Below are 25057 nucleotides of genomic sequence, written 5' to 3' on the forward strand. Positions count from 1 at the left end.
GGTGTTGCGAGGCCGAATGTGAGCGCTGGCGGCGCTACGGTCTTTCGGCAGATGGTGAACGTCGCGTTAGCCGGTCGGCCACCGGCTCCGTAGTTTCACGCAGCGGCCACGCGTTCGAATGATGCGCGCGGCGTCATGGTGAACGGGTGGTTAGTGATGTGTGCGCGGAGCAGCGTGCGCGGTGCGTAGCCCGGAGTTTTCTTCACTCCGGGCTACGCACCGGTGCCTACTTCGCCCGCTTCTGCTCGATGACGTCCCAGAGCTTTGCCGCAACGTCAGGGCCGCCGAGATTTGCAATCGCGCGAATGCCGGTTGGCGAGGTCACGTTGATCTCGGTGAGGTTGCCGTCGATGACGTCGATGCCGACGAACAACAGCCCGCGCTCGCGCAGCGCCGGCCCGACGGTGGCGCAGATCTCGCGCTCGCGCGGCGTGAGCTCGGTCTCCTGCGCTGCGCCGCCGCGCACCATGTTGGAGCGGAGGTCGTCTGCGGCCGGGACGCGGTTCACCGCGCCGGCGAACTCGCCGTTGATCAGGATGATGCGCTTGTCGCCGTGCTTCACCTCGGGGATGAACTGCTGGATCACCCAGGGCTCCCTGAAGGTCACCGAGAACATGTCGAACAGCGACCCGAAATTCATGTCCTGGGGCATCACGCGGAATACCGCCGCGCCGCCGTGCCCGTGCAGCGGCTTCATGACGACGGCGCCGTTCTTGTCGCGAAAAGCGTTGATCTCGTCCAGGTCGCGCGAGATCAGCGTCGGCGGCATCAGCTGCGGAAAGTTCATCACGAGCAGCTTTTCCGGCGCATTGCGCACCGAGGCGGGATCGTTGACGACGAGTGTGTTCGGATGGATGCGTTCGAGAAGGTGGGTCGAGGTGATGTAGGCGAGGTCGAACGGCGGGTCCTGGCGCAGCAGCACCACGTCAAAGCCGTTGAGCGCCTCACGCCGCGGCTCGCCCAGGGTGAAGTGGTTGCCGGGCTCGTCGCGCACGGTGAGCAGCTGGACGGGAGCGACGATCTCCTCGCCGACCATCGAGAGCTTGTCGGGCGTGTAATAGGACAGGCCGTGGCCGCGCTTCTGCGCCTCCAGCAGCAGCGCAAAGGTGGAATCGCCCTTGATGTTGATGCGGGCGATGGGGTCCATCTGGACGGCGACGTTCAGTTTCATGGTCTGCCTTTCAGGTCGAGGCGTCGAATGCCGCCAACACATGGCGTGGAAGTGACCGCGGCGCAATCAGCATGGCATCGAATCGCATTTCAAATTCCGCATGCTCGGGATGCGCGACGAGCCAGCCTTGCGCGGCATTGATGATGCGCTGCTGCTGGCGCGGCGTCACGGCGAAGGCGGCGTCGTCCAGCGTCGCGCGCGCCTTGACCTCGACGAAGGCGATCAAATCGCGGCGGCGCGCCACGATGTCGATCTCGCCATGCGGTGTGCGGTAGCGTTTGGCGAGGATGCGGTAGCCCTTGGCCATGAGATAGGCTGCGGCGCGGCTTTCCGCGGAGATGCCGGTGCGGAACGCGGCGACGCGCTCGGGCGAGGCGACCTTCGGTTCCGCCGGGACCTCATTCTTCGCCATCGCCGCCCCGCAGGTCTTTGGCAAGCGCGAGCGCGCGGGCATAAACCTCGCGGCGCGGCCGGCCCGAGAGCGCGACCGCGTGCGCCACCGCGTCCTTGACGCTGTGCGCGGCAAGCTGCTCGCGCAGGACGTCGTCGAGCGCATCCGATGTCAGCATCTCGGCATCCGGCGCAGGCGGAGCGATCACCAGCACGAATTCGCCGCGCGTCTCCAGCGTGTCGGCGTCGCGCGCCAGCTCATGCAGCGTCGCGCGCGAAATCTCCTCGTGCAGTTTGGTCAGCTCGCGGCAGATCGCGGCTTCGCGGGTCCCCATGATCTCGGCGAGCTCCGCGAGCGTGTCCTGCACGCGGTTGCCGGAGTCGAACATCACCAGCGTCGCATCGATGCGCGCGAGTTCGGCCAGGCGCGATCGTCGCGCGGCCGATTTCGACGGCAAGAACCCCTCGAAGAAGAAGCGGTCGGTCGGCAGCGCGGCGACCGACAGCGCCGCCAGCACCGAGGACGGGCCGGGCAGCGCGTAGACCGCGTGGCCGGCGGCGCAGACCTCGCGCACCAGCTTGAAGCCGGGATCCGAGATCAGCGGCGTGCCGGCGTCCGACACCAGCGCGATGGAGCCGCCCTGCCCCAGCGCCTCCAGGATTTTTGGACGGGCCGCTTCGGCGTTGTGCTCGTGATATTGCTTGAGCTGCGCCGCAATGGCGTAGCGCTCGGTCAGACGCCGCGTGATGCGGGTGTCCTCGCAGGCGATGACATCGACCCCGGCGAGGGTCTGCAGCGCCCGCAGCGTGATGTCGCCGAGATTGCCGATGGGGGTCGCGACCAAATGCAGGCCCGGCGCGGCCTTCGGCGCCGCAAGACGATGGGCGTCGATGGAGAAACCGCGCGAGGCGGGATCCGCAGTCTCAGGTGTATTTATCGGGGATGGCTTTGCGCGCATAATGAATCGAACTTAGGCATGATCCCCGGGGCTGGGAACCGGTCCTTGGAAAAAGATCGCTTGGGTGAGGGGCGAGGAAGGACGGGAATGTGATCCATCCGGCATCACATTCCAGAGGGAATGGAGCGTCAGCGCCATATTCACGGCGGAAACGCCGCCTTGATGCTGGGTGGCGGACGGTGGACAGCTAGCCAGGACTTTAAGGTTGAGCCGCGTTAAGCGGTCATTATCCTTTTGTTTGAGTTAACTATTTGCCGACAATATGCCTGAATTCACGGCTTGTGTCGTGGAAACAATGTCGTGACCGGCTGGCGACGGTCGGTCAGAAGAGAAGCTGCTATGACGGGCCCGCGTGATCCCAGATCTTCCTTTTCGGAGGAGTCTCCCGTTCAGGGGCCTCTGATATCGCCCCTGATATCAGGGGCGACCCGGCGGAGCGCGCTCGGCCTGTTGCTCGGCACGCCGCTGCTGTCGGCCTGCGCCGGCGTCCAGCAGAGCCTGAGCCAGTTCTCCAGTCCGTTCAGCAGTTCCTCCCCGCCTCCTGCCCAGCCGGCAGGCCCGCCGCAACAGGCAACGACCGCCGGCACCGGCGGGGTGAAGGTCGCCGTGATCCTGCCGCTCTCGGCGGCCGGCAATGCGGGTCTTGCCGCGCAGTCGATGCGCAACGCCGCCGAGATGGCGCTGGCCGAGTTCCAGAATCCCAACATCCAGCTCCTGATCAAGGACGACAATGGCAGCCCGCAGGGCGCGCAGGCGAGCGCGCAGCAGGCGGTCGACGAGGGCGCCGAGATCATCCTGGGACCGCTGTTCGCGCAGTCCGTGCCTGCGGTGGCCCAGATCGCGCGCACGCGCGGCATCTCGGTGATCGCGTTCTCGACCGACTCCAGCATCGCCGGCCGCGGCGTTTATCTGCTGAGTTTCCTGCCGGAATCCGACGTCAACCGCATCGTCGAATATTCTGCCGGCATCGGAAAGCGCGCCGTCGCCGTACTCGTGCCAGACAATGCCTATGGCAATGTGGTCGAGGCCGCGGTGAAGGCGGCAGTGCCGCGCCGCGGCGGGCGCATCGTCGCGTTCGAGAAATACGGCGCCGATCGCGCGACGCCGGCCCGGACCGTGGCGCAGCAACTCGGCAGCGCCGATGCGTTGTTCATCGCCGATGACGGCGACGCCGTCGTCGCAGTCGCCGATGCGATGACCGCGGCGGGTGCAAATCTGCGCAATATCCAGCTGCTCGGCACCGGCCTGTGGGACGGTCCGCGCGTCTATGCCAGCCCAAGCTTGCAAGGCGGCCTCTACGCCGCGCCGGACCCGGCCGGCTTCCGCGCCTTCTCCGGCCGCTATCGCACCAAATACGGCGCCGAGCCGGTGCGTACCGCAACGCTCGCCTATGACGCGGTCGCCCTCGTCGCCGCGCTGGCGCGCACGCAAGGCACGACGCGCTTCTCGTCGGACGTGCTCACCAATCCCTCCGGCTTTGCCGGCATCGACGGCCTGTTCCGCTTCCGCGCCGATGGGACGAACGAGCGCGGGCTTGCGGTGATGAAGGTGACGACCGGCGGCGGCGTGGCCGTCGCGGGCTCGCCGAAGAATTTTGGGGCGTAGCTGGTTCCTCGACGTCCTCCTGGCTTTCGCCAGGACGACGATAGAGAGAGCTTACGCCGCCAGATCCGCGACCACCGCGTCCAGCACCGGGAATCCGCTGCTCGTGACGCGCAGACGCCCCGTTGCATCCACTGTGATCGCGCCTTCTTCGCGCAGCAGCGTGATGCGCTTGGGATCGAGCGAGCGGCCGGAGAGAGCCCTGTAGCGCTCGGGGTCGATGCCTTCTGCAAGGCGCAATCCCATCAGCAGGAATTCGTCGGAGCGCTCTTCGCTGTTGAGGAGATCGTCGGTGACAATGCCGTCGCCGTTGGTCTCGACCCGCATCAGCCAGGCTTCGGGGCGCTTCTCGGTGGCGGTGGCGTGCCTGATACCGTCGATGTCGAGCCGGCCATGAGCGCCGGGGCCGACGCCGGCATATTCCTCGCCGCGCCAGTAGACCAGATTGTGCCGGCACTCGGCGCCCGGCCGCGCATGGTTTGAGATCTCGTAGGCGGGCAGGCCGAGCTTGTCGCAGGTCTCCTGCGTGACGTCGTAGAGCGCGCGTGCGACCGCTTCATCCGGCGTCTTCAGCTTGCCGGCCTGATGCAGGCCGAAGAACGGCGTGCCTTCTTCGATCGTCAATTGATAGAGCGACAGGTGCTCGGCCGCTTCATCGATCGCGAGACGCAGTTCATCGGCCCACATCGCCGGCGTCTGGTCGGGACGGGCGTAGATCAGGTCGAACGAATAACGATCGAACGAGCGGCGCGCGATGGCGACGGCATCGAGTGCCTCGCGCGCACTGTGCATGCGGCCCAGTGCTTTCAGTGAGGCATCGTCGAGCGCCTGCACGCCGAGCGAGACACGGTTGACGCCGGCGGCGCGATAACCGGCAAAGCGCGTGGCTTCGACGCTGGTCGGGTTTGCCTCCAGCGTGACTTCGACGTCTTTCGCCACAGCCCAGTGCTTGCCGATGGCGTCGAGCACAGCGCCGACGGTCGCAGGCTGCATCAGCGATGGCGTGCCGCCGCCGAGAAAGATCGAGGTGACCTCGCGACCGGGCGAACGTTGCGCGGTCGTTTCGATCTCACGCGCGAATGCTGCCGCAAAACGCGCTTCGTCGATCGCAACGTGGCGGACATGGCTGTTGAAGTCGCAATAGGGGCACTTCGACAGGCAGAACGGCCAGTGCACGTAGACGCCGAAGGCTTCCTTAGCGCGGTCCAAGGCAGATCTCCGCCAGTTTCACGAAGGCGCGGGCACGATGCGACAGACCAAGACCGAGCGGCGGCAGGCCGTGCTTCTCGATGCTCTCCATCTCGCCGAAAGTGCGGCTGTGGCCGTCGGGCAAAAACATCGGGTCGTAGCCGAAGCCGGCGGTGCCGCGCGGCGGCCACACCAGCGTGCCGTCGACGCGCGCCTCGACCTCTTCGAGATGATCGTCGGGCCATGCGACGCAGAGCGCGGAAACGAAGTGCGCCTTGCGCTTGTCGGGCGTGGTCGCGCCGCGCTCCTGCAACAGCCGTTCGATCTGCGCCATCGCCGCGGCAAAATCCTTGCTCGGACCGGCCCAGCGCGCTGAGTAGATGCCCGGCGCGCCATCGAGCGCTTCGACCACGATGCCGGAATCATCGGCGAAAGACGGAAGCTTCGTCGCTTTGGCTGCCGCGATCGCCTTGATCGCGGCATTGCTGCGGAAATCGTTGCCGGTTTCTTCCGGCTCAGGGAGGCCGAGCTCGCCGGCCGACACCGCCTCGATGCCGTAAGGCGCGAGCAGCTCCTTCATCTCGGCGAGCTTGCCGGGATTGTGGGTCGCGATGACTAGCTTTCCGGTGATTCGGCGATGCATCGGCCTATTGACTACGCTACCGCCAGTTTCTGCAAGTCCACGAGACGCGCGACGCCCTTGCGCGCCAGCGCCATCAGCGCCAGCAACTCGGCTTCCGTGAACGGCTCGCGTTCCGCTGTGCCCTGGACTTCGATGATGCGGCCATCGCCCGTCATGACGAAATTGGCGTCGGTGTCGGCTTCCGAATCCTCGGCATAGTCGAGGTCGAGCACGGGCGTGCCTTTGTAGATGCCGCAGGAGATCGCGGCGACGTTGTCGCGCAACACGTTGGCCTTGACCATGTTGCGCGCCTTCATCCAGTTGACGCAATCGGCGAGCGCGACCCAGGCACCGGTGATCGAGGCCGTGCGGGTGCCGCCATCGGCCTGGAGCACATCGCAATCGACCGTGATCTGGCGCTCACCCATCGCTTCGAGATTGATGATGGTGCGAAGCGAACGGCCGATCAGGCGCTGAATTTCGACGGTGCGGCCGCTCTGCTTTCCAGCCGAGGCCTCGCGGCGGGTGCGTTCCGAGGTCGCGCGCGGCAGCATGCCGTATTCGGCGGTGACCCAGCCGCGGCCCTGGCCCTTCAGCCATGGTGGCAGGCGGTCTTCCAGTGTGGCGGTGACCAGCACGTGGGTGTCGCCGAATTTCACCAGGCACGAGCCTTCCGCATATTTGACCACGCCGCGCTCCAGCGTCACGGGGCGCAATTCGTCAGGCGCACGGCGGCTTGGCCGCATGGGAAATCCTCCAAAACTCTCGGAAAAGGGCTATTCGCGGTGCTTGTAGGTGGGGTGAGGGTGGGCGGCAAGGGGGAAGATCGAGACCTTGATTCACCCCCGATTTTCGATCCGCGAACGCCACGCTTGTCAGAAGCGCCCGGGATAGACAAATTACGTGCATCCGAGAGGAGTTACCGTCTGTGGCCCATCACGATCCGATCCATCTGATCGCGCCGCGCGCGGGTCTCGCCCAGCTCAACGAGCGTTCCCGCGACATCTTTCGTCAAATTGTCGAAAGTTATCTCGCGACCGGGGAGCCCGTGGGCTCGCGCAATATTTCGCGCCTGATCGCCATGCCGCTGTCGCCGGCCTCGGTCCGCAACGTCATGGCCGATCTGGAACAGCTCGGCCTGATCTATGCCCCGCATACCTCCGCCGGCCGGCTGCCGACGGAACTCGGCCTGCGCTTCTTCGTCGATGCCCTGATGCAGGTCGGCGACCTCACCGAGGCCGAGCGGCAGGCGATCCAGAGCCAGCTCACCTCCGTCGGGCAGGCGCAATCAGTCGAGGCCGCGCTGGAGGAGGCGCTGACGCGGCTCTCCGGCCTCACGCGCGCCGCCGCGGTAGTGCTGACGCCAAAATCCAATGCGCGGCTCAAACACATCGAATTCGTCCGCCTGGAACCGGAGAAGGCGCTGGTGATCCTGGTCGGCGAGGATGGCCAGGTTGAAAACCGCGTGCTGGTGCTGCCGCTCGGGGTTCCCTCCTCGGCACTCACCGAGGCCGGCAATTTCCTCAACGCGCGGATCCGCGGCCGGACCCTGGCCGAGGCGCGGCTCGAGCTCGAGACCGCACTTGGAGAGGCCCGCGCCGAGCTCGATCAGCTCACGCAAAAGGTGATTTCCGCCGGTATCGCCAGCTGGTCCGGCGGCGAGAGCGAGGACCGCCAGCTCATCGTCCGCGGCCACGCCAATTTGCTCGAAGATTTGCATGCGCTGGAGGATCTGGAGCGCGTTCGCCTGCTGTTCGACGATCTCGAAACCAAGCGCGGCGTGATCGACCTGCTCGGCCGGGCCGAGACCGCGGAAGGCGTGCGGATCTTCATCGGCAGTGAGAACAAGCTGTTCTCGCTGTCGGGCTCTTCCACCATCATCTCGCCCTATCGGGATGCCGCCGGCCATATTGTCGGCGTTCTGGGCGTAATCGGGCCGACACGGCTGAATTATGCCCGTGTGATCCCGACCGTGGACTACGCCGCCCGCATCGTCAGTCGCCTCCTGGGGGGCTGACCGGCGCCTGGGCCGATCACGGGCGCTTGATTTTCGCCGCCCGAAGCACGATATCCGGGCGAGAAAATCCCTGAGACGTTTGAGAAGAGAGCCGATGACCGATCGAGACCGGCAACCCGAAGACGCGGCCGCTGCGACGCCCGAGCCCGTGGTGTCAAAACCCTACATCATGCCGGATGATCCCGAGCCCGGCTCGGTCGAGCTTTTGCAGAAGGAAGCCGCCGAGGCGCGCGACCGCATGCTGCGGACGCTGGCCGAGATGGAAAATTTGCGCAAGCGCACCGCCAAGGAGGTCGCTGACTCCAAGCTCTACGGCGTCACCGGCTTTGCCCGTGACGTGCTCGATATCGCCGACAACCTCCAGCGCGCGCTCGATGCCGTTCCGGCCGATGCCCGTGCGGCGGCCGATCCCGGCCTGGCTTCGCTGATCGAGGGCGTCGAGCTGACCGAGCGCTCGCTGCTCAACGCGCTGGAAAAACACGGCGTGAAGAAGTTCGACCCCTCGGGGCAGAAGTTCGACCCGAACTTCCAGCAGGCGATGTTTGAGGTTCCCGATGCGTCGGTGCCCGCCGGCACCGTCGTGCAGGTGATGCAGGCCGGCTATACCATCGGCGAGCGCGTGCTGCGCCCCGCTTTGGTAGGTGTCGCCAAGGGCGGCGCGAAGGCCGCGCCCGCCGCCAACAGCAACGAGCCGGTTTAGCTCTCAATCCCCATGTTGAGGAGACGCGCGCGGAGAAGCGCGCTCCTCGGGATGACGGTCTTGCAGCTCTTGGCGTCGCCTACGCGCTCGGCGCGATATCCGCAGACTGAATCCGCTTCACGCCGGCCTTGGCCATGTCGGCCCAGGCTTTTGCGAGCGAACCCTGATTGTCGATGCCGCGGCAGGCGTCTTCCACCACATAGACCTCGAAGCCCGCCTTGCGGGCGTCGAGCGCGGTCCAGGCGACGCAGAAATCCGTCGCCAGCCCCGCGACGAAGAGGCGCTTGATCTTGCGCGCCTTCAGATAGCCGGCAAGGCCGGTCGAGGTCTTGCCGTCGGCTTCGAGGAAGGCCGAATAGCTGTCGACGTCCTTGTGAAAGCCCTTGCGGATGATGAGTTCGGCGTGCGGGATCGCAAGGTCCTTCGATAGCGCGGCGCCATCGGTGCCCTGCACGCAATGGTCGGGCCACAGCACCTGCTTGCCGTAGGGAAGATCGACGGTCTCGAACGGCTTCTTGCCGGAGTGTGCCGACGCAAACGAAACATGGCCTTGCGTGTGCCAGTCCTGTGTCATCACCACGTTCGAAAACGCTTTGGCCATCTTGTTGATGACCGGCACCACCTGCTCGCCTTCCTTTACGGCGAGGCTGCCGCCGGGCAGGAAGCAGTTCTGCACGTCGATCACGAGCAGCGCGGATGCATCGTCCGGCTTGATCGATGCCGCTGCTAAGAGCGCGCTTGGCACGAGGGTCGCGAGCGCCGTCGTTGCAAGCGCCGTCAAGATGTTTCGCCGATCCAGCATGGTCCGCCTCCCTCCAGATTGAACGGAGGAGAGCCTAGTTCCGCTCGTGTACGAACAGAAGCCCGAAAATGCAGCCGGATGTGGTCAGCGCATGGGCCTTTCAGCCTTTCGGCTGGATGCCGTCGCGTACCGCGCGGAAGCGGGTGAAGGCGGCCGGCCACTGGTCGCGCGGGGCGCTGGCGATGATGCGCAGCGAAGCGCCAGCGCTGCTGAAGCGGATCCACTGCACCACGGTCACCGCCGTCTTGTCCTTGCCGCTGATACCGTCGATCCGGGTCTCGAAACCCTGCTGGCCGTTGATGCGAAGCGGCTCGGACATGGTGATGCGCGACTCGCGCACGCCAGGAATCTGCAGCGCCGCCTCCTGGGCGAAGCGGGCGCGGTCGTCGGCCTGCTGCGGGGTGGCGCCGATCACGCCGAGGATCATGAACGGCTTCGATTCATAGCCTGTGCCCTCGTCGCCGTCGGCCAAGATGATGCTCGAGCCCGGCGCCAGCGTGCGGACGTCCTTGAATTCGGCGAGATCGGTGATCTTGAACGGCATCAGCGCGAGCTGCTCGTCGGCCGAGACCTGCTTGCGGGTGGCGACGCTCGCAAACATCTGCCGCACCGCCTCGTCGGTGTAGATCTTGATCGCATTCTCCGGAATCTGCACCGCGATATAGCCGGAGAAGCCGGCGCCCGGCACGATCATCGAATAGCGCCTCACGGGGGTTTCGCCGGCCTTGCCGCTCTCGGTGGTGAAATAGGCCAGGCCCGCAGGCGTCTCGATCTTGTCCTGCTTGACGCCGTTGGTTCCGGCCGGATTGGAATTGAAGGCGCTCACGACCTCGCCATAAGCCGCCGGCGGCAGCTCGGTGATCAGCACCTTGACGTTGCCGTCCTCGCTCTGGAAGCCCGGAAACGTCTTGGCCGTGCTGAGGCCGACCAACGGCACCATGCCGAGGCGCAAGCCAGGCGGGAAAACGGCGTCGGCAGCCAGAGCCGGAAGTGCGGAGGCGACGAGGAGGGCGAGCGCAGCGAGGGGGCGGGTCAGCTTCATGGGCACTCTGATTGGTTCACATTGAGGCCGTTCGATGGTCGGCCACCGGGCCGCTTTGTCGCGCGGCGCAGCCTCGATGGCGGCTCTCCGGCGACCGCCTTTTAGCGGGTTTGCCTCCCCGGTAACAGGGCGCGCGGATCATGGCGGCGGGGGCTGGCTGATATCTGAACCTGTTAATAATTCCTCACCCGCAAGGGCGGTTCAGCCCGGATATGATGCTCTCAAACCCGATGTTTTCACGGCCGAAACTTGCGTTCTCTCCTTGCGGGCCCCTCCCCCCCTCCTATATGAGCGTCAACCATCGCAATATCGCGAATGTTTGATCTTAGGGGGTTTCGGTTCGGGTGCCTTCTGGGCCCAGCCAGCCTGCCGCAAAAACAAGGATATCAGGACCATGGGAAAGGTCATCGGGATCGACCTCGGTACCACGAATTCGTGCGTCGCCGTAATGGATGGCAAGAACGCCAAAGTCATCGAGAATTCCGAAGGCATGCGCACGACGCCTTCGATCGTCGCCGTGACCGACGACGGTGAGCGCCTCGTCGGCCAGCCTGCCAAGCGCCAGGCCGTCACCAATCCCGAGCGCACCTTCTTCGCAGTGAAGCGCCTGATCGGCCGCCGCTACGACGACCCGATGGTCGAGAAGGACAAGAAGCTCGTTCCGTACAAGATCGTGAAGGCTTCCAACGGCGACGCCTGGGTCGAGGCCGACGGCCAGACCTACTCGCCCTCGCAGGTCTCTGCCTTCATCTTGCAGAAGATGAAGGAGACCGCGGAAGCTCATCTCGGCCAGAAGGTCGACCAGGCCGTCATCACCGTTCCCGCCTACTTCAACGACGCCCAGCGCCAAGCGACCAAGGACGCCGGCAAGATCGCGGGCCTTGAAGTGCTGCGCATCATCAACGAGCCGACCGCGGCTGCGCTCGCTTATGGTCTGGACAAGACCAAGGCCGGTACGATCGCCGTGTACGACCTCGGCGGCGGCACGTTCGACGTCTCGATTCTCGAAATCGGCGACGGCGTGTTCGAGGTGAAGTCGACCAACGGCGACACCTTCCTCGGCGGCGAAGACTTCGACATGCGCCTGGTCGGCTATCTCGCTGACGAGTTCCAGAAGGAGCAGGGCATCAACCTGCGCAACGACAAGCTCGCGTTGCAGCGCCTGAAGGAAGCCGCTGAAAAGGCCAAGATCGAGCTGTCGTCGACGACGCAGACCGAGATCAACCTGCCCTTCATCACCGCGGACCAGACCGGCCCGAAGCATCTGACGATGAGGCTCACCCGTGCCAAGTTCGAAGCGCTGGTTGACGACCTCGTCCAGAAGACCGTCGAGCCCTGCCGCAAGGCGCTGAAGGATGCCGGCCTCACCGCCGCCGAGATCGGCGAAGTGGTGCTGGTCGGTGGCATGTCGCGCATGCCGAAGGTCCAGGAAGTCGTGAAGCAGCTGTTCGGCAAGGAGCCGCACAAGGGCGTCAACCCGGATGAAGTCGTGGCGATCGGCGCCGCGATCCAGGCCGGCGTGCTTCAGGGCGACGTCAAGGACGTGCTGCTGCTCGACGTGACCCCGTTGTCGCTGGGCATCGAGACGCTGGGCGGCGTGTTCACCCGCATCATCGACCGTAACACCACGATCCCGACCAAGAAGAGCCAGGTGTTCTCGACCGCCGAGGACAGCCAGAACGCGGTTACGATCCGCGTCTTCCAGGGCGAGCGTGAAATGGCGGCCGACAACAAGATGCTCGGCCAGTTCGACCTGATGGGCATTCCGCCGGCCCCGCGCGGCATGCCGCAGATCGAAGTGACCTTCGACATCGACGCCAACGGCATCGTCAACGTGTCGGCGAAGGACAAGGCGACTTCCAAGGAGCAGCAGATTCGCATCCAGGCTTCCGGCGGTCTGTCGGAAGCCGACATCGAGAAGATGGTCAAGGACGCCGAGGCCAATGCCGAGGCCGACAAGAAGCGCCGCGAGGCCGTCATGGCCAAGAACGATGCGGACGGACTGGTGCATTCGACCGAGAAGGCGCTGGCCGAGCACGGTTCGAAGATCGCAGAGACCGAGCGCCGTTCCATCGAGGATGCCGTCAGCGACCTCAAGGAAGCGCTGAAGGGCGACGATGCCGAAGCGATCAAGGCCAAGACCCAAACGCTGGCCCAGGCTTCGATGAAGCTCGGCGAGGCCATTTACACGCAGCAGGCCGAGGCCGACGCCAAGAAGGATGCGGCCAAGGACGACGTCGTCGACGCGGAATTCACCGAAGTCGACGACGACAAGAACAACAAGAAGTCCGCCTGAACCCCGCGAGGGTGATGATGCGGACGACTTGGACCCCACACGCGCCAACGGCCTCCTCCCTTGCGGGGGAGGCCATCGTGCCGGGCCGGGCGGGCCAAGACTCTGTTAAAATCGGCCCCGTTACGATCGATCAATTCCCAGCCGCTATGCTGAATGTCGCCATGCTGCCCTCTGCCGTAAGGCGGAGGAGCGCTTATATCGTCGCGTGGCGACGTCGTTTCGCTCCGATTTGAATCGCGATTGGATAGACCGAGCTCATCATGTCCACGTCCACCAAGCGCTGCTACTACGAAACCCTCGAAGTCGAACGCGGTGCCGACGATTCCGTCCTGAAATCGTCGTTCCGCAAGCTGGCGATGAAGTTTCACCCCGACCGCAATCCCGGGGACAACACCAGCGAAGTCAAGTTCAAGGAAATCAACGAGGCCTACGAGGTCCTGAAAGATAAGGACAAGCGCGCAGCCTATGACCGTTACGGTCATGCCGCCTTCGAGCAGGGCGGCGGCGGCGCCGCCGGTTTCGGCGCGGGATTCGCCTCCTCCTTCTCCGACATTTTCGAAGATTTGTTCGGCATGGCCGGACAGCGCGGCGGTGGCCGCGGCGGCCGCGAGCGCGGCGCCGACCTGCGCTACAACATGGAAATCACGCTCGAGGAAGCTTTTGGCGGCAAGACCGCGCAGATCGAGATCCCGGTCTCGGTCACCTGCGAGGCCTGTTCGGGCATCGGCGCCAAGGCCGGCACCAAGCCGAAGACCTGCTCGACCTGCGGCGGCGCCGGACGCGTACGGCAGTCGCAGGGCTTCTTCACGCTGGAGCGGACCTGTCCGGGGTGCCAGGGCCGCGGCCAGATGATCGAGGACGCCTGCCCGTCCTGCTCGGGTCAGGGGCGCGTCACCCGCGAGCGGAATCTGTCGGTCAACATTCCTCCGGGCGTCGAGGACGGCACCAGGATCAGGCTCGCCGGCGAGGGCGAGGCCGGGGTCCGCGGCGGCCCGCCCGGCGACCTCTACATCTTCCTGTCGCTGTCCCAGCACCAGTTCTTCCAGCGCGACGGCGCCGATCTGCATTGTCGTGTGCCGATCTCGATGGTGACGGCCGCGCTTGGCGGCGAATTCGAGGTGCCGACCATCGAGAAAGGCAAGACCAAGGTGAAGGTCCCCGCCGGCACCCAGTCCAGCCGCCGATTCCGCATTGCATCAAAAGGCATGCCGGTGCTGCGCTCGCGCCAGATGGGCGACATGTATGTTCAGGTCGTGGTCGAGACTCCGCAAAATCTCACCAAGAAGCAGCAGGAATTGCTGGCCGAATTCGAAAAGCTTTCCTCCGGCAACACCCAACCGGAATCCGAGGGCTTCTTCACCAAGGTCAAGGACTTCTTCGGTAATCGGGCGAATTGACCCGGCTTGACCGTACCGCCTTCGGCCTATACCTCTTTGTGACCATTTTCTGACACGCCGCGGTCACGCGGTCCCGTCCGGTCCCGACATGCCATTGCCATCGTCCGCGCGTGCGTTGAAGAAGCCCCGTCTCGATGACGAGGTGCGTTTTCTCCGGTCATGGATTGAAAAGCCCCTCCACATGGGCGCGGTGATGCCGTCGGGCAAGCTGCTGGCCCGGACCATGGCCCATTACGTCGACGTCAATTCGGACGCGCCGGTGGTCGAGCTCGGACCCGGCACGGGTGCCATTACCTCGGCCTTGGTCGAGCGCGGCGTCGATCAAAAGCGTCTCGTTCTGGTCGAATACAATCCCGGCTTCTGCGCCCTGCTGCGCGACCGCTATCCGCAGGCCAAGGTGGTGCAGGGCGATGCCTATCGCCTGCGTGACACGCTCTGGAACGTCTTGAGTGCGCCGGCCTCCGCGGTGGTGTCGGGCCTGCCGCTGGTCACAAAACCGATGCTGACGCGGCTGCGGCTTATCCGCGATGCCTTCACGGCGCTGGCGCCCGGTGCGCCCTTCGTGCAGTTCACCTATGCGGTGGTGCCGCCGATTCCGAAATCGCTGCCCGGCGTGTCCACAGAGGCCTCGGAGCGGATCTGGATGAACCTTCCGCCGGCCCGCGTCTGGGTGTATCGCAAGGACTAATTCCGCCGGCATTCCTCTTTGCGTGGCGGGCTCGTTTCGCCGAACGCATGGAAGCGGATGTCCGCACCCAAAATCCTGATCATTCCCGGCTCGCTGCGCACCGGCTCGCACAATGCGAAGCTGGCGGCGGTCGCCGCCTATGAATTCGTCCAGGCCGGTGTCGAGATCACGCGCATCTCGCTCGCCGATTTTCCGTTGCCGATCTATGACGGCGATCTTCAGGCCAAGTCCGGTTTGCCCAGGCACGCGATCAATCTCAAGCGCATGATCGGCGCGCATCATGGCGTGCTGATCGTCTCGCCCGAATACAATGCCTCGGTGCCGCCGCTGCTGAAGAACGCGATCGACTGGGTCAGCCGCGTGCATGAATTGCACGAGGCGCGCGGCGACGTGTTCCGCAATCGCGCCTTCGCGCTCGCCGGTGCCTCGCAGAGCCGGCTCGGTGCCGCGCGCGCGCTGCAGGCGCTGCGGCTGATCCTGACCTCCTGCCACGCCAATGTGATTGCCAACCAGCTCACGCTCGCCTTTGCCGATCAGGCCTATGACGATATGGACAGGCTGAAGCACGAGGGCGATATCGCCGCGTTGAAGGAGCTGGTGCGGCAGTTGATCGATTTTTCCCAACGCATGATGTGAGGTGACATGACGCCAGCCGAGATCGCCCCGAAAGACCGCCTGATCGTCGCGCTTGACCTGCCCAGCGTTGATGCCGCGGAAGCGATGGTCAACCGGCTCGGCGACAGCGTCACCTTCTACAAGATCGGTTATCGGCTCGCTTATGCCGGCGGCTTGCCGCTGGTCGGCAAGCTCGCCGACAAGGGCAAGAAGGTCTTTCTCGATCTCAAGCTGCACGACATCGGCAACACCGTGACGCAGGGCGTCGAAAGCATCACCAGGCTGGGGGCGACCTTCCTCACCGTGCACGCCTATCCGCAGACGATGAAGGGCGCCGTCGAAGGCCGCGGCAGTTCCAACCTGAAGATCCTCGCCGTCACGGTGCTGACCTCCTACAACGAGGACGATCTGCATGCGGCAGGCTTCCGGCTCGGCGTCTCCGAGTTGGTCGAAGCGCGTGCGCATCAGGCGCAGGTGCTCGGCGTCGACGGGCTGGTGTCGTCGCCCGAGGAAGTTGGTAGCCTGCGCAAAATCGTCGGCCACCAGATGAGGCTCGTCACCCCCGGCATCCGTCCGGCGGGCGCGGCGACCGGCGACCAGAAGCGCATCATGACGCCGGGACGCGCGATAGCGGCCGGTGCGGACTATCTCGTCGTCGGACGGCCGGTGGTGGAAGCCACCGATCCCAAGGCGGTTGCAGAAGCCATCCAGGCCGAGATCGCGCAGGCGCTCGGAGCATGATCCGAAAAAGTGTGCAGCGGTTTCCGATCAGATCATGCTCAAATAGAGACCATCAACAAAGGGAGAAGAACAATGGCAAAGGGCTACTGGATCGGACGCGTCGATGTGAGCAATGACGAGGGCTACAAGCCCTACGCCGTCGCCAACGGTCCGATCTTCAAGAAATGGGGTGGCCGCTTCGCCGTTCGCGGCGGCAAGTTCACCACCGTCGAAGGCGCCAGCCGCACCCGCAACGTCGTGATTGAATTCCCGGACTACGAGACCGCGATCGCCTGTTACAACTCGCCGGAATACCAGGCCAACATCAAGGTGCGCCAGCCGCACTCCATAGCCGATCTCATCATCATCGAGGGCCATGACGGCCCGCAGCCGTCAGACGGTTGAGCGCGATCCCGTCTCGCCCTCCCTTCCGGGAAGGGCTATGGCATATGGCGTCCTGGCGCGGTCTGCGTGCGCGCTTCGTCCTTCGAGACGACCGCTTTGCGGTCTCCTCAGGATGAGGCTAAGCAGCACCGGCCCCCGTGGAATTTGTTGCCACGTATTCCGACCTCATCCTGAGGGCCCGCCGTAGGCGGGCGTCTCGAAGGATGGCCGCAAGCAAATTGCCCTCCAGGGGAAGGTAGGGGCGCGCCTGCGCCCGTGATCTCCCCTCGGTTGCCGGAACTGCATCCCGCCGCTACAACGGCCGTGAGAGGATCACACCATGTCCGACATGCGCTTGATTGTTGCTGGAGCCGGCGGCCGGATGGGCCGGGCGCTGACGCGGGCGATTGCCGAGAGCAAAGGCGCGGTGCTGGCCGGAGCGCTGGAGGCGCCGGGCTCGGAGCTGCTCGGCAAGGATGCCGGCGTGCTCGCCGGCCTGCCGGCCAACGGCATAAAAATCTCCGCCGATCTCTGGGCGATGTCGAAGGATGCCGACGGCATTCTGGATTTCACCGTCCCGGCTGCGACCATCGCCAATGTCGCCATTGCCGCCGAGCGCGGCCTCGTCCACGTCGTCGGCACGACGGGTCTTTCCGGCTCCGACAATGCCGTGATCAAGAGCGTCACCAACCGCGCCGTCGTGGTGCAGTCCGGCAATATGAGCCTGGGCGTCAATCTGCTCGCCGCCGTGGTCAAGCGCGTCGCCAAGGCGCTCGACGAGAACTTCGATATCGAGATCGTCGAAACCCACCACCGCATGAAGATCGATGCGCCCTCGGGCACGGCGCTGATGCTGGGCCAGGCCGCTGCAGCCGGCCGCGGCGTCGCGCTCGACGAGCATGCAGACCGGGGCCGCGACGGCATCACCGGTGCGCGCCGGCCCGGCGACATCGGTTTTGCGTCGTTGCGCGGCGGCACCGCAGCCGGCGATCACAGCGTGAGCTTCCTCGGCCCGTTCGAACGTCTGACGCTGTCGCATCACGCCGAGGATCGCATGCTGTTCGCCCACGGCGCGCTGAAGGCGGCGCTCTGGGCACACGGCAAGAAGCCGGGGCACTACTCCATGGCCGACGTGCTCGGCCTGTCTGACATCTGAACGAACGAGAGCATGATCCGGAAAAGTGCGGAGCGGTTTTTCCGATAAGATCATGCTCAAAACAATAACCGGAACGGAAAGCAGTCAATGAGCGAACGTCTTCTCGTGCTGGTGCGGCACGGCCAGAGCGAATGGAATCTGAAGAACCTGTTCACGGGCTGGAAGGATCCCGACCTCACCGAGCTCGGCGTGAAGGAGGCAACCGAAGCCGGCCGCAAGCTGAAAGCGCAGGGCCTCGTGTTCGATGTCGCTTACACCTCGGTGTTGACGCGCGCACAGCACACGCTCGATCTCATTCTCGGCGAGCTCGACCAGAAGGGCCTGCCGACGGCGAAGGACCTCGCGCTGAACGAGCGCGACTATGGCGATCTCTCCGGCCTCAACAAGGACGACGCGCGCAAGAAGTGGGGCGAGGACCAGGTGCTGATCTGGCGCCGCTCCTACGACGTGCCGCCGCCCGGTGGCGAAAGCCTGAAGGACACCCTCGCGCGTGCGCTGCCTTACTACGTGCAGGAGATTCTGCCCGGTGTGCTCAACGGCAAGCGCACTTTGGTTGCCGCTCACGGCAATTCGCTGCGCGCGCTCATCATGGTGCTGGAAAAGCTTTCGCCCGAAGGCATTTTGAAGCGCGAGCTCGCGACGGGTGTGCCGATCATCTATCGGCTCAATGCAGATTCGACCGTGGCGTCCAAGCTGGATCTGGCGGGGTAGCACCGGCACCGTAGGGTGGGGCAAAGCGTAGCGTGCCCACCGTGCATCAGCGATTGCGGAACGATGGTGGGCATCGCGCGCGAAGAGCGCGCCTTTGCCCACTCTACGAAATCTACTGCATCCCCAACTGCCCGGCTTCCCAGCCTAGCATCGCCTGCTTGCGGGTGATGCCCCAGTGGTAGCCGGTGAGCGTGCCGCTCTTGCCGAGCGCGCGGTGGCAGGGCACGACGAAGGAGACGGGGTTCTTGCCGACCGCAGCACCAACGGCGCGTGAGGCCTTGGGGCTGTTGATGTTGCAGGCGATGTCCGAATAAGACACCGCGCGGCCCATCGGGATTTTCAGCAGCGTCTCCCACACCCTTACCTCGAAATCGGTGCCGATCATCACCACGCGCAGCGGCTGGTCCGGCCGCCACAGTTTTGTGTCGAAGATGCGCTGCGCCAGCGGCGCGGTGCCTTCGTGATCCTCGACATAGGTCGCGTTCCGCCAGCGCCGGGTCATATCGGCGAGCGCGACCTTCTCTTCGCCGTGATCGGCGAAGGCGAGGCCGGAGAGGCCGCGGTCGGTCGCGATCACGATCGCGGTGCCGAACGGCGAGTGATGGAAACCGTAGCGCAAGATGAGCCCCGCGCCGCCGTTCTTCCATTCGCCCGGCGACATCGCCTCATGGGTGACGAAGAGATCGTGCAGCCGGCCCGGACCCGACAGCCCCGAATCGAGCGCCGCGTCGAGGATGCTCGCGGAATCGCGCAGCAGGCCCTTGGCATGATCGAGGGTGAGCGCCTGCATAAAAGCCTTCGGCGTGATCGAGGCCCAGCGGCGGAACAAATGGTGCAGCTCGTCCGGCGTGACGCCGGCCGCATCCGCCATCGCCTCGATGGTCGGCTGTGCGCGCCAATTTTCGGAGATGAAGGCGATCGCCCGGCGCACGGAATCATAGTCGCGCATCGCGGCGTTCTGGGAGCCCGGCCCGGCCAGGCGTTGGTCATGTATCGCGAGTGTCATCATGACCACAAATGTAGGAGCGCGCGGGGTGCGAAACCACCCGATTTCCGATCCGCAAATCAGGTGACCGGATTGTAGGTCGGGCCGCGCTTGGCGGCATTTAATGCCTCAACCAAGCCTTTGTAAAAGCTTGCCTTCTCGTCCGGCCCCAGGAATCGGGCGATCTGGATCTGGTGGCCTCGCGAGATCAGATAGAGATGCTCGATGCCAAAATCCTCGTCGATTTCCATGTCGAGCCGGACCCAGAGCGGATTGAACGTCCACTCGAGGACCTGGCCGCGTTGGCTGACGCGCCGCACGCGCAATTCAGATGGCGTGACCACGATCTCCTCGCTGGCCCGCGCCGCGCGGAAATTGGCCTTGAAGGCCCACCAGATCACCAGCACGTCCAAGCCGAAGAAGCCAAACACCGGCCACGCGCCCATCATCAGGAAGGCGAGGCCGGTGACGAAGCTGACAGCGCTCAGAAACAGCATCACGGCAAGGAAGCCGGTGCGGTTCAGCGAGCGGTGTGGCGTCAGCCGCGCGGAAAAGATCTGAGGCTCGGCCTCGCTTTCAGATCGTTCGCGCTCAATTTCGTTGCCTGTGCTCATCGTCCCTCAGTATATCCCGATCATGGCGAAAATCACCCGCAAGCCGGCCCCGCGCAAAGCGCCCGTGCCGAAGAAAAAGGCGAAAGCGGTCGTCGCGAAGCCAAAGGCCCCCGCAAAAGAGTCGCTCAAGGCGACAAAACCCTGGACGCCGGCTGAGGTCCACGAGGTTTTCAGCCGTTTCCGCAAAGCCAACCCGGAGCCGAAAGGCGAGCTCGAGCACGTCAATCCGTTCACGCTGCTGGTCGCAGTGGTGCTGTCGGCGCAGGCAACCGATGCCGGCGTCAACAAGGCAACGCGTGCATTGTTCGAGATCGCCGACACGCCGCAGAAGATGCTCGATCTCGGCGAAGAACGCCTGCGCGAGTACATCAAGACCATCGGTCTCTACCGCACCAAGGCCAGGAACGTCATCGCGCTGTCGGCAAAGGTGCTCAGCGAGTTCGGCGGCGAGGTGCCGTGCACGCGGGCCGAGATCGAGTCGCTGCCGGGAGCCGGGCGGAAAACTGCCAACGTCGTGCTCAACATGGCCTTCGGCGAGCACACCATGGCGGTCGATACGCATGTCTTCCGCGTCGGTAATCGGACGGAACTTGCGCCCGGCAAGACGCCGCTGGAGGTTGAGCTTGGTCTCGAAAAGCTGATCCCGGCCGAATTCATGCTCCACGCCCATCATTGGCTGATCCTGCACGGCCGCTATACTTGCCTCGCGCGCAAGCCGCGCTGCGAGGTGTGCCTGATCAACGATCTCTGCCGATGGCCGGAAAAGACGGTCTGAGCGAGAATTACGCGGTCATAGGGCGGTTTGGGGTGAAGTCGTGAGTCAGCAAGGCCAGATCGCACCGTCATCGCCTGCCGCCGCGGCACCGACCCCACCACCCAAGCCCACGCAACCACCGGCGAGTTCGCTGTGGAGCCGGCTCGCGATCCCGCTGTTCGCGGTGATCGTCGCACTCGGCTTCGTCGCGCTGGCAACGCAGCGCTTCGACGAATGGGTCGGCAACGCAGTGGTCCAGACCACCAACGACGCCTATGTGCGCGCCGAGCTGACGCGGCTTGCGAGCCGCGTCTCCGGCGAAGTGCTGACGGTCGGGGTCACCGACTTCCAGCGCGTCAAGGCCGGCGATCTCCTGATCCAGATCGATCCTGCCGACTATGAACTTTGGTGGAATTACCGGTTGCGTTGTCCGGCGGCAGCAGCGCGACCTGCGCGCCGGTCGCCGGCGCAATGCGCTCGAAGGTGGCGCGGCTCGGATCGGAATTGGACAGCAGCGTGATGATCAGCGGCAGCGTTTGCCGCCTATACCCAGCTCATGCGGCTTGGCGGTGCCGAGATCGGCGTGGCGCTGATGGGGACGTGGCTGCGCGTCCGCGAGCAAATCCATTCCTTCTCTCCTCTGGGGGATTGTCCCATTGCGGAGACACCCTCTCCCCGACCCTCTCCCGCAAGCGGGAGAGGGAGCGTCCCGTCACCGCATCTGCCGCGCCGGCTCGATCAGCTCGGGCCGCGGGCCTGATAGCCGCTTGTGCATGTGGACCATGAAGGCCATGCCGAAGATCGGCGTCGCCAGATTGACGATCGGGATCGAGACGAAGGCCGCGATGAACAGGCCTGCGGTGAAGATGGTGGCGGCGTTGTCGCGCCGCATCGCCTTGGCTTCCTCCGGCGAGCGGAAGCGCATCGCGGCGAGCTCGAAATATTCGCGGCCGAGCAGCCAGGCGGCGGCGAGGAAGAAGACCAGGAAACCGGCGCCGGCGAAAAGCACCAGCGGCAACGCGATCAGATAGACAAGGATCGTCAGCAGTGCGGTCTTGACGCCCTCGTAGATCGCCTGGCTGAACGGCAGCGCCGAACCCGGCCGCTCGGCCGGATAGTGCTCGCGCTCGATGATGTCGGCGACGTCGTCGACGAACAGGCTCGCCACCAGCGAGGTGATCGCGGGCATCAGGAATAGGCCGCCGAACACAACGCCGAGGCCGGCAGCGATCGAGACGATCCAGGACAGTACCTCGAGCGATGAGTGCCAGCCCGGACCGAGCAGGCCTTCCAGCCAGACCTCGCCATAGGTCGCAAACCAGCTCAGCAGCCGCTGCAAGCCGATCGCGAGTACGATGATCAGCACCAGCGCGACGCCGATCGACCGCCACAGGATCGAGCGCATCGCCGGCGACATCATTTGCGACAGCGCCTTTACGGCGGCATCCAGCATGGGAGTACCTCTCGCGAAACCACCCGCGAGAGGTAGACACAGGAGGCTCGTTCGGCAAGGGAGGCCGACTGACTCTGACCGCGTCATAGGAACCCTCGCCCTCATCCTGAGGAGCTTGCGTAGCAAGCGTCTCGAAGGATAGAGGCCCGAAGCTAGCGGCGGGGCCTTCATGGTTCGAGACGCGCTTCGCGCTCCTCACCATGAGGGGCTTCTACGACGTAATCCGACTGCAGCGGCTCAAGGCTGCGCCGCGATACTGGCCCAGCAGGTGATCCCGCTACAGACCGTGCTCCATCGACCAAAACCCTTGTAGATCTGGGCGGCGACCTGCTCCTGCTGCTTCAAGGTGCCTCGGCCTTGATCTGCGGGTCGGAGACGTCGCCGATCCCCTGGAGATGGAAGTGGTCGTCCGAGGTGTCGAAGCCGAAGAAGTCGTCACGGCGGACCTGCTGGAAAAGTGCTCCTGCGCGAAGGGCTGCTTCTTGAACTTCGACAGGCAGTCGAAACGCACGATCGGTGAGACGACGACGTCGCCGACCTCGAATTCCTTGCCGATGCCGCCGGCCGCGCCTGTCGTGATGACGAGCGTCGGCTGCACTTCGGTGATGATCTGGCGCCAGACGTCGATGTTCGTTCGCTGTCTTCTTCACCGCGGCATCCGCCACGCGTTTGATCGTGAAGGTCTCGCGCGGCGGCGGCGTCGTGATCGGATCGAAACCAAGATTTCGCTCAACCCATTTACGGTCAGCCAGCGTCGCATTGTCTCCGCCAATTGATTTTTGACAAACGTCTTCTGTCGCGAGCCCGGTGACCCGGTGCCTGCAATCTTAAATCGTACTCCTTAGCGTCAAAGGGTCGTGACCGCTGACCGATTCAGCGCCGATGTAAGGCTGTCGAGGTTCTGCCCTGACAAACAAGAGGTCTTTTGAAAAAATATTGCTCAATACCTGAACCAATCCGACCTTGAGATTACACCTATAGTTGAGGTGCGACAATCCGCCTTCCATCACAAACGGAGGAAGTCATGGCAAGCCTGACCAAGCGTGTCGCGTTGGAGAACAGCGCACGGAAGTTGCCGAAGGGCGCCAAGCACGTCGGTGCGGCCGATCCCAAGCAGGAAATCGAGGTCAGCGTCCGCCTGCGTGCCAAGCGCTCGGACGACGAGCAGGTGATGGCGTTGGGTGCGCAACCGCCGCGCGAGCGAAAATATCTCTCGCGTGCCGAGTTCGGTGCAGAGATGGGAGCCGACCCCGCCGATGTCGCCAAGATCGACGATTTCGCGCACCATCACGATCTCAACGTCAAGAGCGTGCATCTGGCGTCTCGTACGGTAAAGCTGACCGGCACGGTGAAGGCGATGAGCGCGGCCTTCGGCGTCAAGCTCAACAAAGTGAAGCACGACGGCGCGACCTATCGCATGCGCAAGGGCAACGTGCAGATCCCGGCCGAGCTTGAGGGGATCGTGGTCGGCGTGCACGGGCTCGACAACCGGCCGGTGGCGCAGCCGCATTTCCGGCGCAAGTTGCCGAACAAGGGCGCGAGCGCGAGGGCGGCACAGGGCGGCAGTTTCTCGGTCGAGCAGATCGCCCGGCTCTACAATTTCCCCGGCGGCGAGACCGGCGCCGACCAGTGCATCGCCATCATCGAGCTCAACGACATCGATCAGAAGGGTCATCCCACGGGGGCCGGCTACAAGACCTCCGACCTGCGCGCCTTCTTCAAGAAGGCGGGCATCCCGATGCCGAAGATCGCGCCCGTGAGCGTCGACGGCGGCGCCAACAAGCCCGGCCATTCCGAGGCCGACGGCGAGGTCGTGCTCGACATCGAGGTCGCCGGTGCGATCGCGCCGGGCGCCAAGATCGTGGTCTATTTTGCGCCCAACACCACCAACGGCTTCATCGATGCGGTGAAGGCCGCCGTCCACGACACCGCGCGAAAACCCTCGGTAATCTCGATCAGCTGGGGCGGACCGGAAGACCAGGAGGGCTCGCAGCAATTCGTCGACGGCCTCAACGAGGCGATCCGCGATGCCGCGGCGATGGGCGTCACCGTTTGCGTCGCCTCCGGCGACAACGGCTCGGCCGACATGGGGCAGGATTGGGACGGCAAGCCCCACGCAGACTTCCCGGCCTCGAGTCCCTTCGCGCTCGCCTGCGGCGGCACCAATCTCAAGGCGCCGAACGGCCACATCAACGAGGTGGTCTGGAATGGCGGGCCGCAGGGCGGTGCCGGCGGTGGCGGCGTCAGCGTCATGTTCGCGCAGCCGAAATATCAGGCCCACGCGCACGTGCCGAAATCGCCGGCGCATCGGAGCGGACGCGGCGTCCCTGACGTCGCCGGCGATGCCGATCCCGCCACCGGCTATCAGATCTTCCTCAATGGCGTCGGCACCACGATCGGCGGCACCAGCGCGGTGGCGCCGCTGATGGCCGGATTGATCGCCCGCATCAACGAGGCGACGATGAAGAAATTCGGCAAGACCGTCGGCTTTATCAATCCGCTGATTTACGCCTCGCACGCGCAAGGCGTGTTCCGCGACATCACGGCCGGCAACAACGACATCACCGGCGACCTGCACGGCATGTACAAGGCCGGCCCGGGCTGGGACCCCTGTTGCGGTCTCGGCGTCCCCGACGGTGCCGCGTTGCAGAATTTGCTGGCGGTGTGATGATTTTCTCCTTCTCCCCGTTGTTGCGCTAGGGCATGCACATATCTCTGAGGCTCCATCCTGCTGCGACGGCATGGAAGTATTGGAGACCGTTGCTGAAGGTGATTGGACCTGGCGGCCTGG

Annotated in this window: 25 protein-coding genes and 1 pseudogene; 15 read left to right on the forward strand and 11 right to left on the reverse strand. The window is 64.7% G+C overall.

Annotated elements, in window-relative coordinates; genetic code table 11:
- Window positions 1-226: 226 nt before the first annotated feature.
- The 3 genes from gshB to rsmI are packed head-to-tail and all read right to left on the reverse strand — an operon-like array spanning window position 227 to window position 2520.
- The gene (gene gshB, locus ABIB00_RS26830) at window positions 227-1171 is read right to left on the reverse strand and encodes a glutathione synthase (protein WP_354106440.1); all 945 of its coding nucleotides are present in this window, start codon (window positions 1169-1171) and stop codon (window positions 227-229) included.
- A gap of 10 nt (window positions 1172-1181) precedes the next feature.
- The gene (locus ABIB00_RS26835) at window positions 1182-1583 is read right to left on the reverse strand and encodes a YraN family protein (protein ID WP_247352626.1); all 402 of its coding nucleotides are present in this window, start codon (window positions 1581-1583) and stop codon (window positions 1182-1184) included.
- Complete coding sequence (gene rsmI / locus ABIB00_RS26840) at window positions 1570-2520, reverse strand: 16S rRNA (cytidine(1402)-2'-O)-methyltransferase (protein WP_354048496.1); 951 nt, start codon at window positions 2518-2520, stop codon at window positions 1570-1572. The genes ABIB00_RS26835 and rsmI overlap by 14 nt, the downstream gene beginning before the upstream one ends.
- A 339-nt stretch (window positions 2521-2859) precedes the next feature.
- On the opposite strand from rsmI, the gene ABIB00_RS26845 reads away from it, so the two are divergent.
- Entirely contained in the window at window positions 2860-4125 is a 1266-nt protein-coding gene (locus ABIB00_RS26845) for a penicillin-binding protein activator (RefSeq protein ID WP_354106441.1), read from the forward strand.
- A gap of 51 nt (window positions 4126-4176) precedes the next feature.
- Here ABIB00_RS26845 and hemW read toward each other — a convergent pair whose 3' ends face one another.
- Genes hemW through rph form a run of 3 tightly spaced genes read right to left on the reverse strand, consistent with a single transcriptional unit; the run spans window position 4177 to window position 6678 of the window.
- On the reverse strand, window positions 4177-5331 hold the full coding sequence (gene hemW, locus ABIB00_RS26850; protein WP_354106442.1) for a radical SAM family heme chaperone HemW: 1155 nt from the start codon (window positions 5329-5331) through the stop codon (window positions 4177-4179).
- Window positions 5318-5953, reverse strand: coding sequence for an RdgB/HAM1 family non-canonical purine NTP pyrophosphatase (rdgB, locus tag ABIB00_RS26855; RefSeq protein ID WP_354106443.1), 636 nt, complete (start codon window positions 5951-5953; stop codon window positions 5318-5320). Before rdgB ends, hemW begins: the two co-directional genes overlap by 14 nt.
- A gap of 11 nt (window positions 5954-5964) precedes the next feature.
- Complete coding sequence (gene rph / locus ABIB00_RS26860; RefSeq protein ID WP_354048504.1) at window positions 5965-6678, reverse strand: ribonuclease PH; 714 nt, start codon at window positions 6676-6678, stop codon at window positions 5965-5967.
- Between the two features lie 182 nt (window positions 6679-6860).
- Here rph and hrcA point away from each other — a divergent pair, with 182 nt between their 5' ends.
- Together hrcA and grpE are read left to right on the forward strand one after the other, a co-directional pair.
- Window positions 6861-7949 carry a heat-inducible transcriptional repressor HrcA gene (hrcA, locus tag ABIB00_RS26865; RefSeq protein WP_247352636.1) on the forward strand — a complete coding sequence of 363 codons (1089 nt, stop codon included), beginning with the start codon at window positions 6861-6863 and terminating at the stop codon, window positions 7947-7949.
- A gap of 94 nt (window positions 7950-8043) precedes the next feature.
- Window positions 8044-8649 (forward strand): nucleotide exchange factor GrpE, encoded by a 606-nt coding sequence (gene grpE, locus ABIB00_RS26870; protein ID WP_247352638.1) that lies wholly within the window; start codon window positions 8044-8046, stop codon window positions 8647-8649.
- A 79-nt stretch (window positions 8650-8728) separates the two neighbouring features.
- On the opposite strand, the gene pncA is transcribed toward grpE, so the two are convergent.
- Window positions 8729-9451, reverse strand: coding sequence for a bifunctional nicotinamidase/pyrazinamidase (pncA, locus tag ABIB00_RS26875; protein WP_354106444.1), 723 nt, complete (start codon window positions 9449-9451; stop codon window positions 8729-8731).
- Window positions 9452-9551: 100 nt separating this feature from the next.
- The gene (locus ABIB00_RS26880) at window positions 9552-10493 is read right to left on the reverse strand and encodes a hypothetical protein (protein ID WP_354106445.1); all 942 of its coding nucleotides are present in this window, start codon (window positions 10491-10493) and stop codon (window positions 9552-9554) included.
- A gap of 394 nt (window positions 10494-10887) precedes the next feature.
- On the opposite strand from ABIB00_RS26880, the gene dnaK reads away from it, so the two are divergent.
- The 8 genes from dnaK to ABIB00_RS26920 all read left to right on the forward strand — a co-directional run bounded on the left by dnaK (window position 10888) and on the right by ABIB00_RS26920 (window position 18460).
- Entirely contained in the window at window positions 10888-12789 is a 1902-nt protein-coding gene (gene dnaK, locus ABIB00_RS26885) for a molecular chaperone DnaK (protein ID WP_247352644.1), read from the forward strand.
- Window positions 12790-13049: 260 nt separating this feature from the next.
- Entirely contained in the window at window positions 13050-14186 is a 1137-nt protein-coding gene (dnaJ, locus tag ABIB00_RS26890; protein WP_354106446.1) for a molecular chaperone DnaJ, read from the forward strand.
- A gap of 88 nt (window positions 14187-14274) precedes the next feature.
- On the forward strand, window positions 14275-14874 hold the full coding sequence (locus ABIB00_RS26895; protein ID WP_007598495.1) for a class I SAM-dependent methyltransferase: 600 nt from the start codon (window positions 14275-14277) through the stop codon (window positions 14872-14874).
- A gap of 57 nt (window positions 14875-14931) precedes the next feature.
- A complete protein-coding gene (locus ABIB00_RS26900) occupies window positions 14932-15510 on the forward strand; it encodes an NADPH-dependent FMN reductase (RefSeq protein ID WP_247352649.1) in 579 nt (192 codons plus the stop codon).
- 6 nt (window positions 15511-15516) lie between these two features.
- A complete protein-coding gene (gene pyrF, locus ABIB00_RS26905; protein WP_354106447.1) occupies window positions 15517-16230 on the forward strand; it encodes an orotidine-5'-phosphate decarboxylase in 714 nt (237 codons plus the stop codon).
- Window positions 16231-16302: 72 nt separating this feature from the next.
- Window positions 16303-16614 carry a DUF1330 domain-containing protein gene (locus tag ABIB00_RS26910; RefSeq protein ID WP_247352652.1) on the forward strand — a complete coding sequence of 104 codons (312 nt, stop codon included), beginning with the start codon at window positions 16303-16305 and terminating at the stop codon, window positions 16612-16614.
- 319 nt (window positions 16615-16933) lie between these two features.
- On the forward strand, window positions 16934-17749 hold the full coding sequence (dapB, locus tag ABIB00_RS26915; protein ID WP_354106448.1) for a 4-hydroxy-tetrahydrodipicolinate reductase: 816 nt from the start codon (window positions 16934-16936) through the stop codon (window positions 17747-17749).
- Window positions 17750-17836: 87 nt separating this feature from the next.
- Window positions 17837-18460 (forward strand): 2,3-bisphosphoglycerate-dependent phosphoglycerate mutase, encoded by a 624-nt coding sequence (locus ABIB00_RS26920; protein WP_247352657.1) that lies wholly within the window; start codon window positions 17837-17839, stop codon window positions 18458-18460.
- A 112-nt stretch (window positions 18461-18572) separates the two neighbouring features.
- Here ABIB00_RS26920 and ABIB00_RS26925 read toward each other — a convergent pair whose 3' ends face one another.
- Complete coding sequence (locus ABIB00_RS26925) at window positions 18573-19469, reverse strand: methylated-DNA--[protein]-cysteine S-methyltransferase (RefSeq protein ID WP_247352659.1); 897 nt, start codon at window positions 19467-19469, stop codon at window positions 18573-18575.
- Between the two features lie 56 nt (window positions 19470-19525).
- Window positions 19526-20059, reverse strand: a complete 534-nt coding sequence (locus ABIB00_RS26930; protein ID WP_247352661.1) for a DUF2244 domain-containing protein — start codon at window positions 20057-20059, stop codon at window positions 19526-19528.
- A 22-nt stretch (window positions 20060-20081) separates the two neighbouring features.
- Here ABIB00_RS26930 and nth point away from each other — a divergent pair, with 22 nt between their 5' ends.
- A complete protein-coding gene (gene nth / locus ABIB00_RS26935) occupies window positions 20082-20834 on the forward strand; it encodes an endonuclease III (protein WP_354106449.1) in 753 nt (250 codons plus the stop codon).
- Between the two features lie 40 nt (window positions 20835-20874).
- Window positions 20875-21216, forward strand: a pseudogene (locus ABIB00_RS26940) (HlyD family secretion protein); the annotation flags it as partial.
- A gap of 309 nt (window positions 21217-21525) precedes the next feature.
- Here the strand turns inward: ABIB00_RS26940 and ABIB00_RS26945 are convergent.
- Complete coding sequence (locus tag ABIB00_RS26945; RefSeq protein WP_354106450.1) at window positions 21526-22266, reverse strand: sulfate transporter family protein; 741 nt, start codon at window positions 22264-22266, stop codon at window positions 21526-21528.
- A gap of 401 nt (window positions 22267-22667) precedes the next feature.
- Between ABIB00_RS26945 and ABIB00_RS26950 the strand changes: the two genes are divergently transcribed.
- The gene (locus ABIB00_RS26950; RefSeq protein WP_354106451.1) at window positions 22668-23042 is read left to right on the forward strand and encodes a hypothetical protein; all 375 of its coding nucleotides are present in this window, start codon (window positions 22668-22670) and stop codon (window positions 23040-23042) included.
- Window positions 23043-23290: 248 nt separating this feature from the next.
- Window positions 23291-24934 (forward strand): S53 family peptidase, encoded by a 1644-nt coding sequence (locus ABIB00_RS26955; protein WP_354106452.1) that lies wholly within the window; start codon window positions 23291-23293, stop codon window positions 24932-24934.
- Window positions 24935-25057 lie beyond the last annotated feature (123 nt).

It is taken from the genome of Bradyrhizobium sp. LB14.3 (assembly GCF_040547985.1).
GTDB lineage: Bacteria > Pseudomonadota > Alphaproteobacteria > Rhizobiales > Xanthobacteraceae > Bradyrhizobium.